Genomic DNA, 24,766 nt, shown 5'->3' with positions numbered 1-24,766 from the left:
CAAGCAATTTGACTACTCGAAAGAGCATCAGATTGCGGTGTGTGAAGACGCAATGAACCGAAAGTTCGATGCTCACAAAACACCGACAGCTGTCACATACCCAATTTGCTGAAGCGAGGCCAACTGGCCGCGACTCAGTACCCGAATTTCTTGACGACCATAGAGCATTGGAACCACCTGATCCCATCCCGAACTCAGTAGTGAAACGATGCATCGCCGATGGTAGTGTGGGGTTTCCCCATGTGAGAGTAGGTCATCGTCAAGATTAAATTCCGAAACCCCATTTGCGAAAGCAGATGGGGTTTTGTTTTGTGCGGTCGAAAAGTGCGAAGAGGCGCCTCGGGGTGGCCTTCAGTGCTAAAGTTCATGCCCTCGATTTTGCTTTTCCCAAGGAAGCCGTTATGCCGGATGCGACGTCCCTCAGCGCTGGATTCATGGTGGTTCACGGCAACCGCTTGGACGAACTGCGCAGCCTGGTGGTGAGTTGGATGCGCCGTTATCCCCTGGCCCCCCTGGAAAACGAAATCGCCCTGGTACAAAGCAACGGCATTGCTCAGTGGCTCAAACTGGCCTTGGCTGAAGACCCGGAAGACGACGATATGGGTGGCTGCGGAATCGCCGCAGCCATTGATGTACAGCTCCCCGGCAGCTTCATGTGGCAGCTCTATCGCATGGTCCTGGGACGTGACGAAATCCCTCCAAAATCCCTGCTCGATAAAGCCCCGCTCACTTGGCGTCTGATGCGCCTGCTCCCGGAACTCATCGATCAACAGCACTTCGAGCCGTTGCAGCGCTTCTTGACCCACGACTCTGACCTGCGCAAACGCTACCAACTGGCGGAACGCCTGGCAGACCTGTTCGACCAATACCAGGTTTACCGCGCTGACTGGCTGGAAGACTGGGCTGCCGGTCGCCACCAATTGCGCAACGGCCGAGGCGAGCCCAAGCCCCTCAACCCTGCCAACTGCTGGCAAGCCGAGTTATGGCGTGCGCTGTTGTTGGACGTAGGTGAAGAAGGCATGGCCGAAAGCCGCGCCGGCGTGCACCAGCGTTTCATCGAACGTATCAATGCCCTTGAGCAAGCACCAAAGGGGCTACCTTCTCGGGTGATTGTCTTCGGCATTTCTTCCTTGCCCGCCCAAGCGCTCGAAGCGCTGGCCGGTCTGTCCCGTTTCAGTCAAGTCCTGCTGTGTGTGCACAACCCGTGTCGCCACCATTGGTCCGACATCGTGGCCGACAAAGACCTGCTGCGTAACGAATACAAACGCCAGGCGCGCAAAGCCGGCATGCCCGTTACCATCGATCCACAAACCCTGCACCAGCACGCCCATCCGCTGCTGGCCGCCTGGGGCAAACAAGGTCGCGACTACATCAGCCTGCTGGACAGTTACGACGATCCCAACAGCTACCGCGCCGCTTTCCGCGATGGTCGAATCGACCTGTTCAGCGACAGCGAACCCACCACACTGCTCAACCAGCTTCAGGACGATATCCTCGAACTGCGCCCACTCAACGAGACTCGCGAACTATGGCCCGCTGTCGATCTAGAGCGTGATACATCCATCCGCTTCCACATTGCCCACAGCGCCCAACGCGAAGTCGAGATTCTCCACGACCAACTGCTCCAACGCTTCAGTGCCGACCCCATGCTTCGCCCAAGGGACATCATCGTCATGGTCCCCGACGTCGATAGCTATGCGCCGCATATTCGCGCGGTATTCGGTCAACTGGATAGAATCGACCCTCGCTTCATCCCCTTCACCCTGACCGATCAAGGCCAGCGCGGCCGCGATCCCCTGCTGATCGCCGTCGAACACCTGCTCAAACTCCCCGATAGCCGCTTTCCCGTCAGCGAGATTCTCGACCTGCTGGACGTCCCGGCCTTGCGCGAACGCTTCGCCATCAAGGAGCGCGATCTGCCGACGCTGCACCGCTGGATCGAAGGCGCCGGTATCCGTTGGGGGCTCAACGCCGAGCAACGTGCGGGGCTCGGTCTGCCGAGTAAGCTGGAACAAAACAGCTGGCGATTTGGCCTTCGCCGTATGCTTCTAGGCTATGCCGTCGGCACCGGTGCGGCCTGCGAAGGCATTGAGCCTTACGACGAAATCGGCGGGCTTGATGCGGCCTTGATCGGCCCGCTGGTCGCTTTACTCGATGCGCTCAGCGATGCCCATCAAGCGCTGTCACAACCCGCAGCGCCCCACGAATGGGGCGAACGTCTGCAACGCCTGATGCAACTATTCTTCCTGCCCAGCAGCGAGCACGACGACTACCTGTTGGGTCAGCTCGAGCAACTCAGGGAAACCTGGTTGGAAACCTGCGAGTCCGTCGGCCTGCAGGATGAGTTACCGCTTACCGTAGTCCGCGAAGCCTGGCTGGCCGGCCTGGACCAAGGCCGTCTGTCCCAGCGCTTCCTCGCCGGAGCTGTCAATTTCTGCACCCTGATGCCCATGCGCGCCATCCCCTTCAAACTCGTCTGCCTGCTCGGCATGAACGACGGCGACTACCCACGCGCCCAACCACCGCTGGATTTCGACCTGATGGGCAGCGACTACCGTCCCGGCGACCGTTCGCGCCGCGAAGACGACCGTTACCTGCTGCTCGAAGCCCTGCTGTCCGCCCGCGACCAGCTCTATATAAGCTGGGTCGGCCGTAGCATCCGCGATAACAGCGAGCGCCCGGCCTCTGTACTCATCGGCCAACTGCGGGACCATATCGCCAGCGGCTGGCACAACGCACAGGAAACACCGCTGCTGGACGCGATGACCCAGGAACACCCGCTCCAACCCTTCAGCGCCCGCTACTTCCACGAAGGTGATCCGCTGTTCAGCTACGCCCGCGAATGGCAGTTACTCCACGCCGCCCCGGATGCCGTTACACAGGAAGACCAACTGGCGCAGCACCAACAGGAGGAGCCCCTGAGCCTCGGCCAGTTACAGGATTTCCTGCGCAACCCGGTCAAACACTTCTTCAGCCAGCGTCTGAAAGTGTTCTTCGAAGCCGCCGAAGTGCCCTTGGCCGATGAAGAACCCTTCGTGCTTGACGCGCTGCAACGCTACAGCCTGAGCGATAGCCTGTTGAACGCTGCGCTGTCCCAACCCGAGCACCTCGACCAGGCCCTTAACGCCCAGGCCCTGCGGTTGCAAGGCAGTGGCCTGTTGCCGATGGTCGGTTTCGGCGAGTGCCTGCGCAACGAACTCATTGAGCCCCTGCCTGATTTGTTGCAACGCTACCAGCACTTGCTGGCTCTCTGGCCAACGCCACACACCGCTGCAGAACCGATCAGTTTCGAGCATCAAGGTATAGCGCTGGAAGGCTGGATCAGCGGCCTGCATCGCCGCAGTGACGGTGGATTGCTAAGTGTCACCACCATCCCCAATAGCATCGGATCGATCAAAACACGCAAATGGCATCGCCTGATACGTCCTTGGGTCAATCATGTGGTGGCCTGCGCCTGCGGCCTGTCGTTGAGCACAGGGCTGGTGGCCAGCGACGATACGTTGCTACTGGCCCCGCTGGATAAGCCCATCGCCCGGGAAATCCTCGGCAACCTGCTGCTGGCCTGGCACAGCGGCATGAGAGAACCGCTCCCGGTAGCCGTCAAGACCGCTTTCGCCTGGCTCAGCCAAACCGATCCGGTCAAAGCCCACGCAGCCGCGAGCAAAGCCTATGAAGGCGACGGCCTGACCACCGATGGCGAGCGCCGCGAAACCCCGGCGCTCACCCGACAGTTCTCCGATTACGCCGCACTGGTCGCCAGCGAAGAGTTCGAAGGCTGGTGCGAAACCTTATATCGACCGCTCATCAACGCCCCATGGCGATCACTCACAGGCGAGGAGGCCGGCGCATGAGCAGCAAACCCTTGGCCCTGGCCTTCCCGTTGCATGGCAGCCAGCTGATTGAAGCCAGCGCCGGCACTGGCAAAACCTTCACCATCTCCGCCTTGTACCTGCGTCTGGTCCTGGGCCACGGTGGCGATGAGTCCGGTTTCGGGCGTGAACTGCTGCCGCCGCAAATCCTCGTGGTCACCTTTACCGATGCCGCTACCAAAGAGCTGCGTGAGCGCATCCGCATTCGCCTGGCCGAAGCCGCGCGTTTCTTCCGCGAGGAGATTGAACAGCCCGACGCGCTGATCGCCGACCTGCGTGCGCAATACCTCCCCGAGCAATGGCCCGCCTGCGCCAACCGCCTGGACATCGCTGCCCAGTGGATGGATGAAGCGGCGGTTTCCACAATTCACAGTTGGTGCCAGCGCATGCTGCGCGAACACGCGTTCGACAGCGGCAGCCTGTTCACCCAGACCCTGGAAACCGACCACAGCGACCTGCTGGGCGAAGTGTTGCGCGATTACTGGCGGTTGTTCTGCTACCCCATGCATGACGATGCACTCAACTGGGTGCGCAGCAACTGGGGTGGCCCCGCGGCGTTGATGCCACGCGTGCGCGCACTGTTCGGCAGCGAACGGTCGCCGGATGAAACCCGCGAACCCGCCGAGTTGATCAACGCTTGCCTGCAAGAACGCCGCGAAGCATTGATAAACATCAAGGCTCCCTGGCAACAATGGGCCGCCGAGTTACGCGAAATCTGCCTGCAAGCGGTGGCCGCCAAAGCCGTCGACGGCCGCAAGATGCAAGCGCGTTACTTCGAGCCCTGGTTCGAAAAGATCAGCGCTTGGGCCGTTGACGAAACCCTGGAACAGTTGGACATCGGCACCGGCTTCACCCGCCTCACTCCCGACGGCATGGCCGAAGCCTGGAAGGGCGACCCGCCGCAACACCCCGGCATCGACGCCATGGCCGGCCTTAAAGCCGCCCTCGACGCGCTGCCAACCCCCGACGCTGCCGTGTTGCAACACGCTGCCGGTTGGGTGGGTAAGCGCTTCGAAGAAGAAAAACGCCGTCGTGCCGAAATGGGCTTTGACGACATGCTGATTCGCCTCAACGCTGCCCTGCAAGCCGATGGCGGCGAGCGCCTGGCCAGTGTGATCCGCGAGCAGTTCCCGGTGGCCCTGATCGACGAGTTCCAGGACACCGACCCGGTGCAATACAGCATCTTCGACAGCATCTACCGCATTGAAGAGAACCACCTCGACAGCGGCCTGTTCCTGATCGGTGACCCCAAGCAAGCGATCTACGCCTTCCGTGGCGCCGATATCTACACCTACTTGCGCGCGCGTAAATCCACGATCGGCCGTCACCACACCCTGGGCACCAACTTCCGTTCCAGCCATGCGATGGTCGAGGCAGTGAACCAGGTGTTCCAGCGGGCGGAAACGGGTCGGGGCGCGTTCCTGTTCCGGGAGTCGAATGGCGACAACCCGGTGCCGTTCCACCCGGTGCTGTCACAAGGCCGCAAGGAAAGACTGCAGGTCGACGGCCAAACGTTGCCGGCGATGAACCTTTGGCACCTGCCCACCGACCAGCCGGTTTCCAACGCGGTGTACCGTCAACAACTGGCTGGCGCCTGTGCCACGCAGATTGTCGAGTTGCTCAACGGCGGGCAGCAAGGTACGGCTGGTTTCCTGCAACCGGACGACAGCTTCAAAGGCGTACTGCCGTCGGACATCGCCATCCTCGTGCGCGACGGCAAGGAAGCCCAAGCCGTGCGCGCCGAGTTGGCCGCCCGTGGCGTGCGTAGCGTGTACCTGTCGGACAAGGACTCTGTCTTCGCCGCCCAGGAAGCCCACGATCTGCTCGCCTGGCTCAAGGCCTGTGCCGAGCCGGATGTCGAGCGGCCGCTACGGGCTGCCCTGGCTTGCGTCACCTTGAACCTGTCACTGCCGGAACTGGAGCGTCTGAACCAGGACGAACTGGCGTGGGAAAGCCGCGTGATGCAGTTCCGTGGCTACCGCGCGATCTGGCGCACCCAAGGCGTGCTGCCGATGCTGCGTCGCCTGCTGCACGACTTCAAACTGCCGCAAACCCTGATCGCCCGCAGCGACGGCGAACGTGTGCTGACCAACCTGTTGCACCTCAGCGAGTTGTTGCAACAAGCCGCGTCGGAACTGGACGGTGAACAGGCGTTGATCCGCCACCTGGCCGAACACCTCGCGTTGTCCGGTCAAGCCGGTGAAGAGCAAATCCTGCGCCTGGAAAGTGATGAGCAACTGGTCAAGGTCGTGACCATTCACAAATCCAAGGGCCTGGAATACGACCTGGTCTTCCTGCCTTTCATCTGCTCGGCCAAGCCGGTCGACGGCAGTCGCCTGCCGTTGCATTACCACGATGAACACGGCAAATCCCACGTCAGCCTGCGCCCGACCGCCGAGTTGATCGCCCAGGCCGACGATGAGCGCCTGGCCGAAGACCTGCGTTTGTTCTACGTGGCCCTGACCCGCGCCAAACACGCCTGCTGGCTCGGCGTTGCCGACCTCAAGCGCGGCAACAGCAACAGCTCGGTATTGCACCTGTCGGCGCTGGGTTACTTGCTCGGCGCGGGTGCTTCGTTGAGCGAATCCGCCGGCCTCGCGCGTTGGCTGCTGGATCTGCAGGACGGCTGCCCGGCCATCCACTACGTCCCTGTGCCCGACGCCCAAGACACCCTGTTCCACCCGCCGCGCAACACCGCCAACTTGCTCGCGTCCTTGTTACCTAAACGCAAGGCCGCCGAGAACTGGTGGATCGCGTCCTACAGTGCCTTGCGCATTGGCGACAGCATGAGCGTCGCCCACCTCGAAGCGCCCGAAAGCCCACAGGCGCAAAAGCTGTTCGATGACGAACGCCTCGATCCCGACGCACCGCGTGAAGTGGCAGCGTCCGGCGCAGACATTCACCGTTTCCCACGTGGTCCGAACCCCGGCACCTTCCTTCACGGTCTACTGGAGTGGGCCGGGGAAGAAGGCTTCAACGTGACCTCGCAAGCGATCGAACAAGCCGTAGGCGCGCGCTGCAATCGCCGTAACTGGGAAGGCTGGATCGTCACCCTCAGCGAGTGGCTGGGCCATCTGCTGCACACGCCGCTGCCGGTGGATAACGACCAGATCGCCCTGAGCAGCTTGCAGCACTACCAGATCGAAATGGAGTTCTGGTTCGCCAGTCATAAAGTCGACGTGCTCGCCCTCGACAAGCTGGTGTGCCAGTACACCCACAACGGTGTGTCCCGTGTCTCTGCCGAACCGGTGCTGCTCAACGGCATGTTCAAAGGTTTTATCGACCTGACCTTCGAACACGATGGCCGCTACTACGTGGCTGACTACAAATCCAACTGGCTCGGCCCTGACGATTCGGCCTACACCCAGGAGGCCATGGAACAGTCGATCCTCGAGCATCGGTACGACCTGCAGTACGTGCTTTACCTGCTCGCGCTGCATCGTCAACTCAAGGCACGCCTGCCGGACTACGACTACGACCGTCATGTCGGCGGCGCGCTGTACCTGTTCCTGCGCGGCACCCAGGCTGTCAGCCGAGGGGCGTTTTTCACCCGGCCTCCACGGGAGCTGATCGAAAGCCTGGACCTGCTGTTCCAGGGCAAGCCCATCCCGCCCAAGGCTGAGCCCGCCTGGGAACAAGGAGTGTTGTTATGAGCCTGTCGCCGTTACCGCTTGAGGCGCTAGCTCCCTTGAGCCGCGCCGCCGACCTGGTGCACCTGCTGGAGCGTTGGGTTGAGCGTGGTTGGCTACGGGCGTTGGACAAGGCCTTCGTGGGCTTCCTGCACGAACTCGATCCGCAGGCCGACCCTTTGGTGTTACTGGCGGCGGCGCTGACCAGCCATCAACTGGGCCACGGCCATGTGTGCCTGGATCTGTTCGAAACCCTTAACGCGCCGGATTTTGCCCTGTCCTTGCCGCCCGAAGGCGACCTGCAAACCGGCGCCATGCTGCTGCCGTCGCAATTGCTCGAAGGCCTCGACGGTGCCCATTGGTGTCATGCACTGGCCGCCAGCCCGTTGGTCGCTCTGGCGGTGGATGGCAGCGAATCGGCACACAGTCGTCCCTTGGTACTGTCGGGCAAACGCCTGTACCTGCGCCGCTACTGGACCTACGAACGGCGCATCGACACCGCCCTGCGCCTGCGTCTCGCCACCCAGGAACGCGTCGCCGCCGATTTGCCCCAGCGCTTGAATAGCTTGTTTGACCAGCCGGCGCCCGATGGCGTGATCGACTGGCAGAAACTCGCCTGCGCCCTGGCCACCCGCGGTGCATTCAGCATCGTCACCGGCGGCCCCGGCACCGGCAAGACCACCACTGTGGTGCGCCTGCTCGCGCTGTTGCAGGCGCCGGCCGTAGAGTCCGGCAGCCCGTTGCGCATCCGCTTGGCCGCGCCGACCGGTAAAGCCGCCGCGCGTTTGACCGAATCCATCAGCCAGCAAGTACTGTCGCTGACAGTGCCGCAAAGTGTGAAGGAAAAGATCCCGACCCAGGTCACCACGGTTCACCGCCTGCTGGGCAGCCGTCCGGGCACTCGGCACTTCCGCCATCACCTTGGCAATCCGTTGCCCCTGGATGTGCTGGTGGTGGACGAAGCCTCGATGATCGACCTGGAAATGATGGCTAACCTGCTGGACGCGTTACCGCCCCATGCCCGCCTGGTGTTGCTGGGCGACAAGGACCAGCTCGCCTCGGTAGAGGCCGGCGCCGTACTCGGTGATTTGTGCCGCGACGCCGAAGCCGGCTGGTACAGCCCCCACACCCGCCAATGGCTGCAAACCGTCAGCGGCGAAGACCTCAGCGCCAGTGGCCTGCACGAAGACCTCGACGGCAGCCATCCCCTGGCGCAGCAAGTGGTGATGCTGCGCTATTCGCGCCGGTTCGGCGAAGGCAGCGGCATCGGCCAACTGGCGCGCTGGGTCAACCAGCAAAACGCCGACGAGGCGCGCAAGCTGCTGGCCGCGCGCAGCCACAGTGACCTGTTCTGCCTTAGCCTCAAAGGCGAGCACGACCACGCCCTGGAGCGCCTGGTGCTGGACGGGCAGGGCGACGGCGCCCAGGGTTATCGCTATTACCTCAACCTGCTGCACAGCGCGCGGCCCGCCGTCGACACCCCGCGTGACGACCCCGCCTGGACCCACTGGGCCCAACAACTGCTGCAAGCCTTTGATGCGTTCCAACTGCTCTGCGCCGTGCGCAAGGGCCCTTGGGGTGTGGAAGGGCTGAACCTGCGCATCACGGCCGCCTTGCGCAAAGTGCGGCTGATCGAGGGGGACGAGCAATGGTACGAAGGCCGCCCGGTGTTGATGACCCGCAACGATTACGGCCTGGGCTTGATGAACGGCGACATCGGCATTGCCCTCAAACTGCCTGAAAGTGATGGCGGGCCCCAGATGTTGCGCGTTGCTTTCCCACGTAACGATGGCCAGGGTGGCGTGCGATTTGTACTGCCCAGCCGTCTCAATGATGTGGAAACCGTGTACGCCATGACCGTGCACAAATCCCAGGGTTCGGAGTTCACCCACACTGCACTGATCCTGCCGGACGCGCTGAACCCGGTGCTCACCAAAGAGTTGATCTACACCGGCATCACTCGCGCCAAGCGCTGGTTCAGCCTGATCGAACCCCGTGGCGGCGTGTTTGAAGAGGCCGTGCGACGCAAGGTCAAACGCTTGAGTGGGTTGATGCTGGAGTTGGGTCAGGAGTCAGAACTATCTGATGCTGTGCTATCGTTGCGGCATCACCCCGAAAACACCTGAGAGTATCGCTGCATGAACGTGGCCGTCTCGCCCACAGGGCGTAGTTTGAGCTGGAGACGCCTGCTGCTGGTGGCGGTTCTATGCCTGCTGGCGCCCCGCGTATTTGCCGAGGCTCCGGGCCCGGCTGACCAGCGCGCCCAGGCGGTCACCCAGGTGGTACTCGGTATCCTCAGCTATGCCCGCTGGCCAGTAGAGCCTGAGCAACTGCGCCTGTGCATCGTCGGCCCGACCCAATACACCGACGACCTGATCAAAGGCACCATCCAGGCCACCGGCCGTCCGGTCGTGGTGCGGCGCCTGCTGGCCGACCATCCCGATATCGTCAACGCCTGCGACGCCGTGTACATCGGCAAACTCAGCAATGACGAACGCAGCCGCCTGTTTGCCTCATTGATCGGCCACCCGGTGCTCAGCATCAGCGAAGGCGGCGACCAGTGCACCGTGGGCAGCCTGTTCTGCCTGCAGGTGGGGGATGAGCAAGTGTCGTTTGAGGTCAACCTCGACTCGGTGGCGCGCAGCGGCGTGCGCATTCATCCCAGCGTGTTGCAACTGTCCCGTCGCCGGGCGCCTGCGCCATGAGAGTGCGACCGACCCTGCGTTCGGTCATCGGCCGAGGGCACCTGATCCTCGCGCTGATGGCGGTGACCCTGGCCAGTGTGTCCCTGACCCTGCTCGGCGTGTTGGCGCTACGGGTCTACGCCGAACACAACCTGCACCTGATCGCCCGCTCCATCAACTACACCGTGGAGGCGGCGGTGGTGTTCAATGACAGCGCCGCAGCCACCGAAGCTCTCAGCCTTATCGCTTCAACCGAGGAAGTCGCCGAGGCCGAAGTATTCGATGCCAGTGGCAAGCTGTTGTCGTATTGGACGCGCCCGGAAACCGGGATGCTGTCGCGGGTAGAACTGGAACTGGCGCACGCCTTGCTCGAACAGCCCATCATCCAGCCGATCCTCCATCAGGGGCGCACCATCGGCAGCATTCACCTGACCGGCCACGGCGGCAGCCTGTTGCGCTTCCTGCTCAGCGGCCTGGCGGGGATCCTGATCTGCACCGCCCTCAGCGCCTGGGTTGCCCTGCACTTGGCGCGGCGTCTGTTGCGCGGCATTACGGAGCCGCTGCAAAGCCTCGCCGCCGTGGCCCACGCCGCCCGCAGCGAGCGCGACTTTGACCGCCGCGTGCCGCCGGCCCGCATCGCCGAACTCGACAGCCTGGGAAGCGACTTCAATGCCTTGCTCGGCGAGATGCAAGCCTGGCAAAACCACCTGAAAAGCGAAAACGAAACCCTCGCCCACAAGGCCAACCACGACAGCCTTACCGGTCTGCCCAACCGCGCATACTTCGAAGGCCGCCTGATTCGCGCGCTGCGCAGCGCCGCCAAAGCCAAGGAACAGGTGGCCGTGCTGTACCTCGACAGCGACCGTTTCAAAGAGATCAATGACAGCTTCGGTCATGCCGCAGGTGATGCCGTGCTGGTGGCCGTCGCCGAGCGCGTGCGTGCGCAATTGCGTGAAGATGACCTGGTGGCGCGCCTGGGCGGTGACGAGTTTGCCATCCTGCTGGCGCCGCTGCACAAGGTGGAAGACGCCCAGCGCATCGCCGACAAAATCATCGCCAGCATGGACATGCCGATTGCGGTGCCTGGCGACACCCAGGTGTTGACCTCCCTCAGTATTGGTATCGCCCTCTACCCCGAGCATGGCGTCACACCTGGCACCTTGCTCAATGCCGCCGACGCGGCGATGTACCAGGCCAAACGTTTGTCGTCGGGCGGCCAGCAAACGGCGGAGTCGGAGAGCCCCGTCGTCAACGTTCAACACAGGAGCTGATCCCTTGTTCTCTACCGCGCGTTTTATCTTTATCACCCTGCTGGTGGCGTTGCTCGCCCTTGGCGGCTGCCAGACGGTACCCTCCAAAGGCCTGACCCCGGCGCAAGTCGCCGTCCTCAAGCAACAGGGCTTCGAGCTTACCGATGACGGCTGGGCGTTCGGCCTGTCCGGTAAAGTGCTGTTTGGCAGTGACGTCGAAACCCTTAACCAACCCAGCACCGACATCGTCCAACGCATCGGCAAGGCCCTGCTGGACGTAGGCATCGAGCGTGTACGCATCGACGGCCACACCGACGCCTCGGGCACAGAGACCTACAACCAGCAACTGTCCCTGCGCCGCGCCCAAAGCGTGGCGACGGTGCTGCAAGGCGTGGGCATGAAAGAAGACAACATCCAGCTGCGTGGGCTGGGCAGCAGTAAACCCGTGGCCACCAACGACACAGCGGAAGGGCGTACCGAGAATCGACGGGTGGCGATTGTGGTGATTGCGGACTGAGCCGGCAGTCCGATTTCAATCTGAAATCCAATCAAAATGTGGGAGGGGGCTTGCCCCCTCCCACATTTGAACGATGTTCGCTTAACTGCCCGGCGTCATCGCCTGCGTCAAGTCACCCACCACGGCCTTGCCCATCTCTCAGAGACACCGCGCAGCCCAGCCCTTTAATCCGCAAACCGAATCTCCCTTGTCTCCCCCATCAACAACCCCTGGTTCTGCTCCGTCACCTCGCGGATGTAATCCCACAGCAACGTAATCCGCTTCAACTTCCTCAGATCCTCACGGCAATACATCCAAAACTGACGAGTGATTGAAATCTGCTCCCCCAGCACCGGCAGCAACCGTGGATCCTGCGCCGCCAGAAAGCACGGCAAGATCGCCATCGACCGCCCTTGCTGCGCCGCCACGTATTGCGCAATCACGCTGGTACTGCGCAGGCTGGCGCTGGCGCCGGGCACGACGTTGGCCAGGTACAGCAGCTCCGAACTGAAGGCCAAATCATCCACATAGCTGATAAACGGATGCTCGGCCAAATCGGCCGGGCGCTGGATGGGCGGGTGTTGGTCGAGGTATTCCTGGGTCGCGTACAGCTGCAGTTTGTAGTCGCACAGTTTGCAGCACACGTAGGGCCCGTGTTCCGGGCGTTCCAGGGCGATGACGATGTCGGCTTCGCGCTTGGACAGGCTGATGAAGTGGGGCAGCGGCAGGATGTCGACCGAGATGGCCGGGTAGGTGTCGACGAAGTGGCTCAACTGCGGGGTGACGAAGAAGCTGCCGAAGCCTTCGGTGCAGCCCATGCGCACATGGCCGGACAGCGCCACGCCGGAGCCGGACACCTGCTCGCAGGCCATGTGCAGGGTGCTTTCAATGGACTCGGCATACCCCAGCAAACGCTGGCCTTCGGGGGTGAGGACGAAGCCGTTGGTCCGGGACTTTTCGAACAGGAGGGTACCGAGCGACACTTCCAATGAGCTGATGCGCCGCGACACGGTGGTGTAGTCCACCGCCAGGCGCTTGGCCGCGACGCTGGCCTTGCGGGTGCGGGCCACTTCCAGGAAAAACTTCAGGTCATCCCAGTTCAGGGAACCCAGCGATGTGATGTTTTTTTGCATATTGGACCGGCTTTTATGTGCGTTCTTATTAGAGATTTGCACATCTATACTCCAAAAACAGTCCGAACGCCTCATTTCTCAAGGCGGTTTACGCGCCTTGTCTCTGCATAAATATAAGAGTTGGAGACCACATGAACGCATCTGCCGATATTTCCGTGCAACAGGTCAAGTTGCTGATCAATGGTGAGTGGGTCGAGTCCAAGACCACCCATTGGCAAGACATCGTCAACCCGGCCACCCAGCAAGTGCTGGCCAAAGTCCCGTTCGCCACGGCCGATGAAGTCAATGCTGCCATCGACGCCGCCCATCAAGCCTTCCAGACCTGGAAGCTGACGCCCATCGGCGCGCGCATGCGCATCATGCTCAAGCTGCAAGCCTTGATCCGTGAGCACTCCAAGCGCATCGCGGTGGTCCTCAGCGCCGAGCAGGGCAAGACCATTGCCGATGCCGAGGGCGATATTTTCCGTGGCCTGGAAGTGGTGGAGCACGCCTGTTCCATCGGCACCCTGCAAATGGGCGAGTTCGCCGAGAACGTCGCCGGTGGTGTTGATACCTACACCCTGCGCCAACCCATCGGCGTGTGTGCCGGCATTACCCCGTTCAACTTCCCGGCGATGATTCCGCTGTGGATGTTCCCGATGGCCATCGCCTGCGGTAACACCTTCGTCCTCAAGCCGTCCGAACAAGACCCGCTGTCGACCCTGCTGCTGGTGGAGCTGGCGCTGGAAGCGGGCGTACCGGCGGGTGTGCTCAACGTGGTGCACGGCGGCAAGGATGTGGTGGATGCGCTGTGCACCCATAAAGACATCAAGGCCGTGTCCTTCGTCGGCTCGACCGCTGTCGGTACTCACGTCTACGACTTGGCGGGCAAGCACGGCAAGCGCGTGCAATCGATGATGGGCGCCAAGAACCACGCCGTGGTGCTGCCGGATGCCAACCGCGAACACACCCTCAATGCCCTGGTCGGTGCCGGTTTCGGCGCGGCGGGCCAGCGTTGCATGGCCACCTCGGTGGTGGTGCTGGTGGGCGCAGCCAAGCAATGGCTGCCGGATCTGAAAGCGCTGGCGCAAAAGCTCAAGGTCAACGCCGGCAGCGAAGCGGGCACGGATGTCGGCCCGGTGATCTCCAAGCGCGCCAAGGCCCGCATCCTGGAGCTGATCGAAAGCGGCGTGAAAGAAGGCGCCAAGCTTGAGCTGGATGGCCGCGACATCCAGGTGCCGGGCTTCGAGCAAGGCAACTTCGTCGGCCCGACCCTGTTCTCGGGTGTGACAACCGATATGCAGATCTACACCCAGGAAATCTTCGGCCCGGTGCTGGTGGTGCTGGAAGTCGACACCCTCGACCAGGCCATTGCGCTGGTCAACGCCAACCCCTTCGGCAACGGCACCGGCCTGTTCACCCAGAGCGGGGCGGCGGCGCGTAAATTCCAGAGCGAAATCGATGTGGGCCAGGTCGGCATCAACATCCCGATCCCGGTGCCGGTGCCGTTCTTCAGCTTCACCGGTTCCCGTGGCTCCAAGCTCGGCGACCTCGGCCCGTACGGCAAGCAAGTGGTGCAGTTCTACACCCAGACCAAAACCGTCACCAGCCGCTGGTTCGACGACGACACGGTCAACGATGGCGTCAACACCACCATCAACCTGCGCTGATTCGGGAGACGACCATGAAGATTGCATTTATCGGCTTGGGCAACATGGGCGCGCCCATGGCCCGCAACCTGATCAAGGCCGGCCATGCGCTGAACCTGTTCGACCTGAACCAGACGGTGCTCAAGGAACTCGCTGAGCTGGGCGGCCGCATCAGCGACTCGCCGCGTGACGCTGCCCAAGGCGCCGAGCTGGTGATTACCATGCTGCCGGCCGCCGCCCATGTGCGCAGTGTCTGGCTGAATGAAGACGGTGTATTGGCCGGGATCGGCAACGGCGTGCCCGCAGTGGACTGCAGCACCATCGACCCGCAGACCGCGCGCGATGTCGCCGCTGCTGCCGCCAAGCAAGGCGTGGTGATGGCCGATGCACCGGTCTCCGGCGGCACGGGCGGCGCCCAGGCGGGCACCCTGACCTTCATGGTCGGCGCCACCCCGGAACTGTTCGCCACCCTGCAACCGGTGCTGGCGCAGATGGGCCGCAACATCGTGCATTGCGGCGATGTGGGCACCGGGCAAATCGCCAAGATCTGCAACAACCTGCTGTTGGGCATCAGCATGGTCGGCGTCAGCGAAGCCATGGCCTTGGGGGACGCGCTGGGCATCGACACCCAGGTGCTGGCCGGCATTATCAACAGCTCCACCGGGCGCTGCTGGAGTTCCGACACCTACAACCCCTGGCCGGGCGTGATCGAAACTGCGCCGTCGTCCCGTGGTTATACCGGTGGGTTCGGCGCCGATTTGATGCTCAAGGACCTGGGCCTGGCCACCGAGGCCGCTCGCCAGGCCAAGCAACCGGTGATCCTCGGTGCCGTGGCCCAGCAGTTATACCAATCGATGAGTCAGCGTGGGGAAGGGGGCAAGGACTTCTCGGCGATTATCAACAGCTATCGCAAACCCAAATAACCTTGTAATGGAGGCTTACTGTGGCGATCGGGCTTGCCCCGCTCGCCACAACAACGTCAAATTGCCCGCTTTGGAAGCGACTCAAGCAAACACAAAATACTTACGCACCGTCTCAACCACTTCCCATGTCCCCTTCATCCCCGGTTCCACCACGAAAATATCCCCAGCGCGCAGATGGATCGGCTCCATCCCCTCAGGGGTGATCACGCAGTAGCCTTCCTGGAAGTGGCAGTATTCCCACTTCACGTATTCCACGTACCACTTGCCCGGGGTGCAGATCCAGGTGCCCATGATCTTGCTGCCGTCTTCGCTGGTGTAGGCGTTGAGATTGACGGTGTGCGGGTCGCCTTCGAGCTTTTCCCATTTGCAGGCATCCAGGACCGGCAGGGGATGGGTGTCGCGCAATACGGTGATGGGCTTGGACATGATGACTCCGAGGCAGGGAATGGAAAGATGCACCCTAAGGCCTTGGGCGTTGCGCCAGTGGTCTGAACTCGACATCGGGATGCCCAGAAGCGCAGGTGAATGCGACTCCTCTGCCGTGTGCAGTCAATGTGGGAGGGGGCTTGCCCCCGATGGCGGAGGGTCAGTGGATACATAAGTGACTGACACACTGCTATCGGGGGCAAGCCCCCTCCCACATTAATCCTTGGTGGGAGCTCCACTGTGGCCAGGCAATACTTCTGAGCGTAAATAGGCCATTTCCTCGCAGTAAGTGCGAAAGATTTCACGCTTTACGCAGGAATTCGCAAGAAAATTCACGTCTGGCCCTCGTATCATTCACCCCAGTAACCGCCGAGAGCCTTTAAATGAACCCAATAAAAACGTGGTGGGACATCAGCCCGCCCTTGAGCACGGCGACCCCGACCTGGCCGGGCGATACGCCGTTCCAGGAAGAGCGTGTGTGGCAGTTCGGCCCGGAGTGCCCGGTGAATGTCGGGCGCATTACCTTGTCGCCGCACACCGGCGCCCATGTGGATGCGCCGCTGCATTACAGCGCGGACGGTGCACCGATTGGCGAGGTGTCGCTGGACGTGTACATGGGCCCGTGCCGGGTGCTGCATTGCCTGGACAGCGGCGCGCTGGTACAGCCGCATCAGTTGGAAGGGCGTGTGGATAACTTGCCCGAGCGCGTGCTGTTGCGTACTTATCCACAAGCACCGCTGACCGAATGGGATTCGAACTTCACCGCCATCGCCCCGCAGACCATCGAACGGCTGGCCAGCCTGGGGGTGCGCCTGATCGGTATCGACACGCCCTCCCTGGACCCGCAACAGTCCAAGACCATGGATGCCCACAACGCCGTGGCGCGGCATGGCATGGCGATCCTCGAAGGCATCGTGCTCGACGACGTACCGGAGGGCGACTACGAACTGATCGCCCTGCCGCTGCGTTTCGCCAACCTGGACGCCAGCCCGGTCCGTGCCATTCTCCGCCCGCTCAAGGAGCCCTCGCGATGAGCCAATGTCCTTTCTCTGCCGACTACCAGCCACCGGAAGAATGGCATAACGCCGAACTGAATTTTTCCGAGTCCATGAGCTATGGCGACTACCTGGACTTGGGCAAAGTCCTCAGCGCCCAGCATCCGCTGTCGCCGGACCACAACGAAATGCTCTTCATCATCCAGCATCAGACCTCCGAGCTGTGGATGAAACTGATGCTCCACGAACTCAAGGCCGCCCGCGAACACGTGCGCCTGGGCGAATTGCCGCCGGCGTTCAAGATGCTGGCGCGGGTCTCGCGGATCTTCGATCAACTGGTGCACGCCTGGGCCGTGCTGGCGACCATGACGCCGTCGGAATACAAGGCGATTCGCCCGTTCCTGGGACAGTCGTCCGGGTTCCAGTCGTTCCAGTACCGCGAGATCGAATTTATCCTCGGCAACAAGAGCGCGGCGCTGCTGCGGCCCCATGCCCATCGGCCTGAGTTGTTGCAGGAGTTGCAGGTGGCGATTGCCACACCGTCGCTGTATGACGAAGCGGTGAACCTGATGGCCAAGGCGGGCCTGGCGATTGACCCCAAGCGCGCCGAGCGCGACCCGACGGCGGCGACCGTTCACGATGAGTCGGTGGAGGCGGCGTGGCGCGAGGTGTATCGCGACCCGAGCCGGTATTGGGACTTGTACCAGTTGGCCGAGAAGTTTATCGACCTGGAAGATTCGTTCCGCCAATGGCGCTTCCGGCATGTGACCACGGTGGAGCGGATTATCGGCTTCCAACCCGGCACCGGCGGCACCGAGGGCGTGGGTTACCTGCGCAAGATGCTCGACACCGTGCTGTTCCCCGAGCTGTGGCGAGTGCGCTCCACGCTGTAAACGCAATCAAATGTGGGAGGGGGCTTGCCCCCCGATGGCGGAGGGGCAGTGGACACATAAGTGACTGACACACTGCTATCGGGGGCAAGCCCCCTCCCACATGGATATTACTGCGCAGCGGCGACCGCTTTCGTCTTACTCACTCGCAACCGGTAGGCCACATAGATAATCCCCACCCAAACCGGCATCGCATATACCGACTCGCGAATGCCAGGGATCGCCAGCATCACGCTGATGATCATCAGCATGAACGCCAGGCACAGGTAGTTGCTGAACGGGAACCAGAAGGTCTTGAACGACGGCGTCACGCCTTGCTCGCCCATGGCTTTGCGGAACTTGATATGGGTGATGCTGATCAGCGCCCAGTTGATCATCAGCGAAGCAACCACCAGCGCGAACAGCAGCTCCAGGGCACTTTGCGGTGCCACGTAATTGACCACCACGCACAGCATCGTCACCAACGCCGAGATCGCCAGGGCCCGCAGTGGTACGCCTTGCTTGTTGAGCTTCATCAGCGCTTTTGGCGCATCACCTTGCTCGGCCAGGCCGAACAGCATGCGGCTGTTGCAGTACACGCCGCTGTTGTACACCGACAGCGCCGCGGTCAGCACCACGAAGTTGAGGATGTGGGCGGCGGTGTCGTTGCCGATCAGCGAGAAGATCTGCACAAACGGGCTGCCGCTGTAGGCATCGCCTGACGCGCCGAGGGTTTGCAGGAGTTGATCCCATGGGTACAGCGACAGCAGCACGGTCAATGCGCCGACGTAGAAAATCAGGATCCGGTACACCACCTGGTTGATCGCTTTCGGAATCACCTTGCGTGGCTCGCTGGCCTCGGCAGCGGTGATACCCACCAGCTCCAGGCCGCCGAACGAGAACATGATGAAGGCCATGGACATCAACAGCCCCATGCCGCCATTCGGGAAGAACCCGCCGTGGCTCCACAGGTTGCTGATGGAGGCTTGCGGGCCGCCGGTGCCGCTGAACAGCAGGTAGCAGCCGAGCACGATCATGCCGACAATCGCCACCACCTTGATGATCGCAAACCAGAACTCGGTCTCACCAAAGAATTTAACGTTCAGGGTGTTGATCAGGTTCACCGCGACAAAGAACACCAGTGCGCTGACCCAGGTCGGGATCTCCGGCCACCAGAACTGGATGTACTTGCCCACGGCGGTCAGCTCGGCCATGCCCACCAGCACGTAGAGTACCCAGTAGTTCCAGCCGGCCAGGAAGCCCGCGTAACCGCCCCAGTATTTGTGGGCGAAGTGGCTGAACGAGCCGGCCACCGGTTCTTCGACGATCATCTCGCCGAGCTGGCGCATGATCAGGAACGCGATGAAACCGGCAATCGCGTAGCCCAGGATCATCGACGGCCCTGCCGACTTGAGTACCCCGGCCGAACCGAGGAACAGCCCCGTGCCAATCGCCCCGCCCAAGGCGATCAACTGAATATGCCGGTTCTTCAGGCCACGCTTTAGGCCTACCGGGTTAACCATGTCATCCGCCATTAACGTTCCCTTCTACTTGTTTTTCTCGGGGTAGAACCCCTCAGAAGTGCTGAGGCGTCAGATATTACTCTGCGTAAACTTTTCGTAATACAGCTGAACGCCATCAAGTGCCTGATCCGCCAGCCATTGTTGGATGGATTCGACCATCGGAGGGGGGCCGCACACGTACATATCCGCCAATCCGTCGCGCAATTCGGCCAGGTCGAAATGGTCGGTGAGGTAGCCGCGCTTGCCAGGCCACTCGGGCGACGGTGCGCTCAGCACTTCGGTGTAGCGAAAACCGGGGATTTTCGAGGCGTATTGATGGATACGCTGCGCTTCGCATAAATCCTCAGCCCCGCGCACGCCGTAATACAGGTGCACGGGCTGCTCGCAGCCCGTGGCGGCCAGTTCATCGAGCATGCCGAGCAAGGCTGACAATCCGGTACCGCCGGCCACCAGCACCAACGGTTTGCTGACATGACGCAGGTAGAACGCACCCAGCGGCGCCTCGATCAGCAACGCATCGCCGACGTGGCAACGGTCACGCAGGTAGTTGCTCATCACCCCATCCGGCAGCAGGCGGATCAGGAACTGCAGCTGATTGCCCGGCAGGTTGGCGAAAGAGTAGGAGCGCCAACCGTCCGTGCCGGGCACCGAGATGCGCGCATATTGACCCGGTAGAAAATCCAGCGACGCGTCCAACCGCACCGTCAAGATCGCCGTACTGGCCGACACCTGCTGCACCTCGCTCACCGTGCCGCGCACCTGCACCGGCCCCGGCGCATTGCACAGGCTTGAATCAAAGTCGAAGTAGAACGCTGCGTCGGACTTCACTCGGGTCTGGCAACTGAGCATCTTGCGCTGTTGCAGGTCGAGGCTGGAGAGGGCTTCCTCGTCCACATAGTCCTGGGTGTAATCCCCCGACTCGCACCGGCCCTGGCAGGTGCCGCACACGCCTTCGCGGCAATCCAGGGGGATCTTGATGCCATTGCGCAGTGCCGCATCCAACAGGATTTCATTCGCGCCCACCGGGAAAAACAGCGTCTTGCCGTCGGCAAAACTGAAGGCCACTTTGTGATTCATGTAGGGGCTCCGCATATTGATGACGTGCGCACAACCTGTGGCAAGCCCGCTCGCCACAAAGGCGTGTTCATAGGTGATAGAAATCCAGCACCGAATTGATGGTGTCGTTAAGCAGCAGCGCGTGCTTGCGGGTGATCAGCCAGCTGTCGCCATGGGGCTTGAGGCGATAGGTGGCATGCCCGTAGAACTGCTCCGAAGTCGCCAGCCGATAGAACAGCGTGTGCCAGTTCAACCGGACCTCCAACGTGCCATCCGCCTGCTCGGCGATGCGCACGTTGTTGATCAGGTGCAAGGTGCGCGGCATCGGTGTGGCAGACGCCGCTTTGCCGGTGCGCAGGCGGAACACGCGGTCTTCCAGGCCCGAACGGTTGGCGTAATAGATCAGTGACATCTCACGCTTGGGGTCGCGGGTGTAGACGTGCTCCGAGTCCCATTGCGGCAGGTGAAATTCGCTCTGCGGGTCGAACAACTGCACATAGGCGTCCCAGTCCTGGGCGTCGCACAGCTCGGATTTACGGTAGAAAAACTGCTCGATCCGGTACTGCAATGGCGCATTCATCATTTCACCTCCCGCAGTTTCAGCGCTTGTTGATCCAGGCCGTTGAGCAGAAAGTGCTGCCAGTTGCGGTGCTGGTTGACGTACAGGCCTTCATGGGTGAACTCGGTGCCGGTCATGGCCGGTTGGATGCCGATGGCCTCGCTGTTCGGCGTCGGCCCGGTTTCCCAGCGATGGCTGCCGCGTGAGATATCGCTCCAGCGTTCCAGGCGGCCCTGGAAACCACGCTGGGCTTCGCGAAACTCCACGAGGTCGTCCGGCGTGCCCATGCCCGAGACGTTGAAGAAGTCCTCGAACTGGCGAATACGGTTTTCGCGGTCGGCGTCGGATTCGCCTTTCACCCCCAGGCACTGGCTGATGATCTCGGTCTTGTTCCACGCCACCGGGCGGATGATGCGCAACTGCGAGCTGATCTGGTCGAGGAAGAACAGGCTCGGGTAGATATTCAGGTTGCGCAGGCGGTGCATCATCCACTCGGCCTTCTGCTGGCCGTGCTCTTGCACCAGGCGCGGCATGATGGTGGCGTAGCCGGAACGCACGCTGGGGTTGGGCATGTCGCTGAACAACACGCTGTGGCCATTGTTGAAGGCGAACCAACCGTCATCGGTGTTGGCGTCGCCGGCGCCGAGCTTGCTGTAGTCCAGGGTGCTGGCGGACCCGGTGCCGTTCTCGGTGTTCACCTGCTGGCGATGCTGCACCGTGGCCACGTAGTTGTAGTGCACGGTGCTGACGTGATACCCGTCCAGGCCGTTTTCGTTTTGCAGTTTCCAGTTGCCGTCGTAGGTGTAGGCAGACTTGCCCGGCAGCACCTCCAACTCACCGGTGGCAGACTGCGCGACCATCATGTCGAAGAACACTTTGGCGTCGCCGAGGAAGTCTTCCAGGCTGTCACGGCCATTCACATCCAGGCTGATGAAGACAAAGCCCTTGTAGCTGTCGATGCGCGCCTTTTTCAGGCCGCGTGTCGCCTTGTCGAAACCTTCCGGATATTCCCCCGGCGCCTTGACCTTCACCAGCCGGCCATCGCTCTTGTAGCACCAGGCGTGGAACGGGCAGGTGAAGGTCGACTGGTTGCCCTTGCCGACCCGGGTGAGGGTGGTGCCGCGATGCTGGCAGGCGTTGACCAGCGCATTGAGCCGGCCCTCGCCATCGCGGGTGATGATCATCGGCTGGCGCCCGGCACGCATCGTCACGAAGTCGTGATGATTGGCCAGTTCGCTTTCGTGGCAGGCGTAGATCCAGTTCTTCTCGAAGATCAGCTCCATCTCCAGGTCGAACAGCTCGGGCTCGGTAAACATGTCGCGGGCGATACGGAACACTGCGTCTGCCGGACGAAAATCCAGGCAGCTTTCGATAAAGCTTTTCCATTGCTCGACGCTTCTTGCACCACTCATGGGAGGCACCTTTTGATCATGGCTAAACAGGTGAGCCATTAAGAGGCTGCGACAAGGTGGCGGGCTATCCACTTAATGGGGGAAGGTGGGCCGCAAAGTTGGGCAGCAAATACCCACGGCGGTGCGGGCGGTGACGCGACGCGCTACCGTCTGGCGAGGCAAAGGGCGTCAACACCTGCGGTTTATCCACATAGTTGGCGGTTGCTATCCACCCGGTTGCAATCGGGCCGGCGTGGCGTAGAACTTGCTGTGGAACCACAACGACGCGCCGCCAGAGCGCGCAACAGCCTAACCGCCGTGGGTGCACCCTGATGAGTAGCCAGACACGCGATATTCATATTCAACGCTTCGACCTCGAAGGCGCCCGCAGCTGGATGTCCGGCATTTGCGGGCCCCATCGCCTGGCGACGGCCACGCCCGAGCGCCTGCGCTTTCATCACAGTGCCAACGTGTTCAAGTCCCGCGCCACCACCCTGGGGGTGATCGAATACGGCACCGACGTGACCATCGATATCGAAGACGCCGAGCACTTCAGCAGCTACAGCGTGAGCCTGCCGCTGGTGGGCGAACAGGCGTTGAGCAAGAACGGTGAGTGCCTGGGTTCCAACCGCGATCAGGGCGTGATCATCGCGCCCAACGAGCACCAGGTGCTGGCGATTTCCGGTGACTGCCGCAAGTTGCAGGTGGTGATCACGCGGGCGGCGATGAGCGAATCGCTGGAAGGCTTGCTGCAACGGCCTATCGAAGCGCCGCTGCAATTTGAACCGGTGATGGATGCGGTGGAGGGCGCTTCGGCGTCGTGGTGGCGCATGGCGCGTTATTTCATCGCCGAGCTGGAAGGCAGCAGTGAGTTGTATGAGCAGGCGGCGTTTACCCGTGACCTGGAAAGCTCGCTGATCAAGGGCCTGATCCTCGCCCAGCCGAACAACTACTCGGAAGAACTGCGTGACGTGCTGGGGGTGAAACTGCCCCATTACCTGATCCGTGCGCGCCAATACATTCACGCCAACGCCCGCGAGGCGCTGCACCTCGAAGACCTGGAAGCCGCTGCCGGCGTGTCGCGGTTCAAGCTGTTCGATGCGTTTCGCAAGTACTTCGCCCTGTCGCCCATGGCCTACCTGAAGAAGCATCGGCTGAATGCAGTGCGCCAGGAAATCCTTGAGCACGGTTCAATCCGCACCATCTCCGAGATCGCCCTGGGCTGGGGCTTTACCCACCTGGGGCGGTTCTCGGCGGAGTATCGAAAACTGTTCGATGAGTCCCCCAGCCAGACGTTGCAGCGCAAGCGTATGCGCAGTACTTGAACCTGATGAAGATCAACATGTGGGAGGGTTTCAGATCAGTTCTTCAACCAACTGCAGGCAATGACTAAGCCCTGGCGACTGATCATTCACCCGTCGGCTCAGAATGATCGGCGAGGTCGCCGTCGCTTCTACAACCGGTGTGTAGCCAATATCCGCGCGATGCAGCACCTGCACCGACGCCGGCACCAGCGTCACGCCCATGCCCGCACCGACCAGGCCGATGGCGGTCTGCAATTCGTTGGTCCACTGCGCCACCTTGAGGCTCAGGCCGTGGGCGTCGAACAGCGCGATCACATGGTCGGCATAGCTGGGGCGCGGGTTGCCGGGGTAGAGCACAAACGGCTCGGCGGCCAGTTGGGCGAGGGTCGCGGGGGCGCCCAACAAGGGGTGGCCGGCGGGCAGCACGGCGACCAACCGATCCTCCACCAGCACGCGCTGGACGATGGCCGGGTCGTCGATACGAATGCGCCCGAAACCCACATCGATACGCCCGGCCTTGAGCGCCTCGACCTGCTGCAAGGTGGTCATTTCCGACAACCCCAACTCCAGCTCCAACGCCTCATGGTTGCGCAGCCGCCGAATCAATTCCGGCAGCACGCCATACAAGGTCGACGGGGCAAAGCCGATGCCCAGCCAGGTCTTCTCGCCCTGGCCGATGCGTCGCGTGTTGTCGCAGACTTTGTTCAACTGCTCGAGCAATACATTGGCGTGTTCATAGAAAAACCGCCCTGCCTCGGTCAGCCGCAGCGGTCGGCCACGCTCCAGCAGAATCACGCCCAATTCCTCTTCCAATTGCTGGATCTGCCGGCTCAACGGCGGCTGGGCGATGTGCAGGCGTTCGGCGGCACGGGTGAAGTTGAGGGTCTGCCCCAACACCTGGAAGTAGCGCAGATGACGCAGTTCCATAACGGCTCCTTTCATACCTTGAGGGTATTGCTTGAGACTAATTCTATATTGGAAGCTAGGAAAAATGCGGCACAGAATCGACGTAAATCTATAAATAACCCAAC

General features: G+C 61.9%; 18 protein-coding genes and 1 rRNA gene. 12 read left to right on the top strand and 7 right to left on the bottom strand.

What is annotated here, in order from left to right; translation table 11 throughout:
* Positions 1 to 149 precede the first annotated feature (149 nt).
* From rrf to HCF10_RS25930, 7 genes are all read left to right on the top strand, one after another.
* Positions 150 to 265: ribosomal RNA gene (gene rrf, locus HCF10_RS25960) — 5S ribosomal RNA — on the top strand.
* Between the two features lie 136 nt (positions 266 to 401).
* Positions 402 to 3,851: an exodeoxyribonuclease V subunit gamma gene (recC, locus tag HCF10_RS25955; RefSeq protein WP_167656701.1), complete on the top strand. Its 3,450-nt coding sequence runs from the start codon at positions 402 to 404 to the stop codon at positions 3,849 to 3,851.
* The gene (gene recB, locus HCF10_RS25950) at positions 3,848 to 7,522 is read left to right on the top strand and encodes an exodeoxyribonuclease V subunit beta (protein WP_167656700.1); all 3,675 of its coding nucleotides are present in this window, start codon (positions 3,848 to 3,850) and stop codon (positions 7,520 to 7,522) included. Before recC ends, recB begins: the two co-directional genes overlap by 4 nt.
* Positions 7,519 to 9,624: an exodeoxyribonuclease V subunit alpha gene (gene recD / locus HCF10_RS25945; RefSeq protein ID WP_167656699.1), complete on the top strand. Its 2,106-nt coding sequence runs from the start codon at positions 7,519 to 7,521 to the stop codon at positions 9,622 to 9,624. Before recB ends, recD begins: the two co-directional genes overlap by 4 nt.
* Before the next feature lie 12 nt (positions 9,625 to 9,636).
* Positions 9,637 to 10,203, top strand: a complete 567-nt coding sequence (locus HCF10_RS25940) for a YfiR family protein (protein ID WP_131700220.1) — start codon at positions 9,637 to 9,639, stop codon at positions 10,201 to 10,203.
* Positions 10,200 to 11,453: a diguanylate cyclase domain-containing protein gene (locus HCF10_RS25935; protein ID WP_167656698.1), complete on the top strand. Its 1,254-nt coding sequence runs from the start codon at positions 10,200 to 10,202 to the stop codon at positions 11,451 to 11,453. The genes HCF10_RS25940 and HCF10_RS25935 overlap by 4 nt, the downstream gene beginning before the upstream one ends.
* Positions 11,454 to 11,457: 4 nt before the next feature.
* Entirely contained in the window at positions 11,458 to 11,949 is a 492-nt protein-coding gene (locus tag HCF10_RS25930) for an OmpA family protein (RefSeq protein WP_145338526.1), read from the top strand.
* A gap of 164 nt (positions 11,950 to 12,113) precedes the next feature.
* Here HCF10_RS25930 and HCF10_RS25925 read toward each other — a convergent pair whose 3' ends face one another.
* The gene (locus tag HCF10_RS25925; RefSeq protein ID WP_053134031.1) at positions 12,114 to 13,061 is read right to left on the bottom strand and encodes a LysR family transcriptional regulator; all 948 of its coding nucleotides are present in this window, start codon (positions 13,059 to 13,061) and stop codon (positions 12,114 to 12,116) included.
* Between the two features lie 131 nt (positions 13,062 to 13,192).
* On the opposite strand from HCF10_RS25925, the gene HCF10_RS25920 reads away from it, so the two are divergent.
* Complete coding sequence (locus tag HCF10_RS25920; protein WP_131700223.1) at positions 13,193 to 14,710, top strand: CoA-acylating methylmalonate-semialdehyde dehydrogenase; 1,518 nt, start codon at positions 13,193 to 13,195, stop codon at positions 14,708 to 14,710.
* Between the two features lie 14 nt (positions 14,711 to 14,724).
* The gene (gene mmsB / locus HCF10_RS25915) at positions 14,725 to 15,612 is read left to right on the top strand and encodes a 3-hydroxyisobutyrate dehydrogenase (protein ID WP_131700224.1); all 888 of its coding nucleotides are present in this window, start codon (positions 14,725 to 14,727) and stop codon (positions 15,610 to 15,612) included.
* Between the two features lie 81 nt (positions 15,613 to 15,693).
* On the opposite strand, the gene HCF10_RS25910 is transcribed toward mmsB, so the two are convergent.
* Positions 15,694 to 16,038 (bottom strand): cupin domain-containing protein, encoded by a 345-nt coding sequence (locus tag HCF10_RS25910; RefSeq protein ID WP_003230905.1) that lies wholly within the window; start codon positions 16,036 to 16,038, stop codon positions 15,694 to 15,696.
* Positions 16,039 to 16,421: 383 nt separating this feature from the next.
* Between HCF10_RS25910 and kynB the strand changes: the two genes are divergently transcribed.
* Both kynB and kynA read left to right on the top strand, forming a co-directional pair.
* Positions 16,422 to 17,072 (top strand): arylformamidase, encoded by a 651-nt coding sequence (kynB, locus tag HCF10_RS25905; protein ID WP_167656697.1) that lies wholly within the window; start codon positions 16,422 to 16,424, stop codon positions 17,070 to 17,072.
* Complete coding sequence (gene kynA, locus HCF10_RS25900; RefSeq protein WP_167656696.1) at positions 17,069 to 17,926, top strand: tryptophan 2,3-dioxygenase; 858 nt, start codon at positions 17,069 to 17,071, stop codon at positions 17,924 to 17,926. Before kynB ends, kynA begins: the two co-directional genes overlap by 4 nt.
* Positions 17,927 to 18,033: 107 nt before the next feature.
* On the opposite strand, the gene HCF10_RS25895 is transcribed toward kynA, so the two are convergent.
* From HCF10_RS25895 to antA, 4 genes are all read right to left on the bottom strand, one after another.
* Positions 18,034 to 19,437, bottom strand: coding sequence for an amino acid permease (locus HCF10_RS25895; RefSeq protein ID WP_131700227.1), 1,404 nt, complete (start codon positions 19,435 to 19,437; stop codon positions 18,034 to 18,036).
* A 57-nt stretch (positions 19,438 to 19,494) separates the two neighbouring features.
* Positions 19,495 to 20,502 (bottom strand): anthranilate 1,2-dioxygenase electron transfer component AntC, encoded by a 1,008-nt coding sequence (gene antC / locus HCF10_RS25890; RefSeq protein WP_145338521.1) that lies wholly within the window; start codon positions 20,500 to 20,502, stop codon positions 19,495 to 19,497.
* A 67-nt stretch (positions 20,503 to 20,569) separates the two neighbouring features.
* Positions 20,570 to 21,061, bottom strand: a complete 492-nt coding sequence (antB, locus tag HCF10_RS25885) for an anthranilate 1,2-dioxygenase small subunit (protein ID WP_053131958.1) — start codon at positions 21,059 to 21,061, stop codon at positions 20,570 to 20,572.
* Complete coding sequence (gene antA / locus HCF10_RS25880; protein WP_167656695.1) at positions 21,061 to 22,452, bottom strand: anthranilate 1,2-dioxygenase large subunit; 1,392 nt, start codon at positions 22,450 to 22,452, stop codon at positions 21,061 to 21,063. Before antA ends, antB begins: the two co-directional genes overlap by 1 nt.
* A 311-nt stretch (positions 22,453 to 22,763) precedes the next feature.
* Here antA and HCF10_RS25875 point away from each other — a divergent pair, with 311 nt between their 5' ends.
* Entirely contained in the window at positions 22,764 to 23,756 is a 993-nt protein-coding gene (locus tag HCF10_RS25875) for an AraC family transcriptional regulator (RefSeq protein WP_131700230.1), read from the top strand.
* 30 nt (positions 23,757 to 23,786) lie between these two features.
* Here HCF10_RS25875 and HCF10_RS25870 read toward each other — a convergent pair whose 3' ends face one another.
* A complete protein-coding gene (locus HCF10_RS25870; protein ID WP_131700231.1) occupies positions 23,787 to 24,662 on the bottom strand; it encodes a LysR family transcriptional regulator in 876 nt (291 codons plus the stop codon).
* Between the last annotated feature and the right edge of the window lie 104 nt (positions 24,663 to 24,766).

This window comes from Pseudomonas sp. B14(2022), assembly GCF_012030485.1.
Lineage (GTDB): Bacteria > Pseudomonadota > Gammaproteobacteria > Pseudomonadales > Pseudomonadaceae > Aquipseudomonas.
The sequence above is the reverse complement of the archived record's forward strand: the minus strand, read 5'-3'. Positions and strand labels throughout refer to the sequence as shown.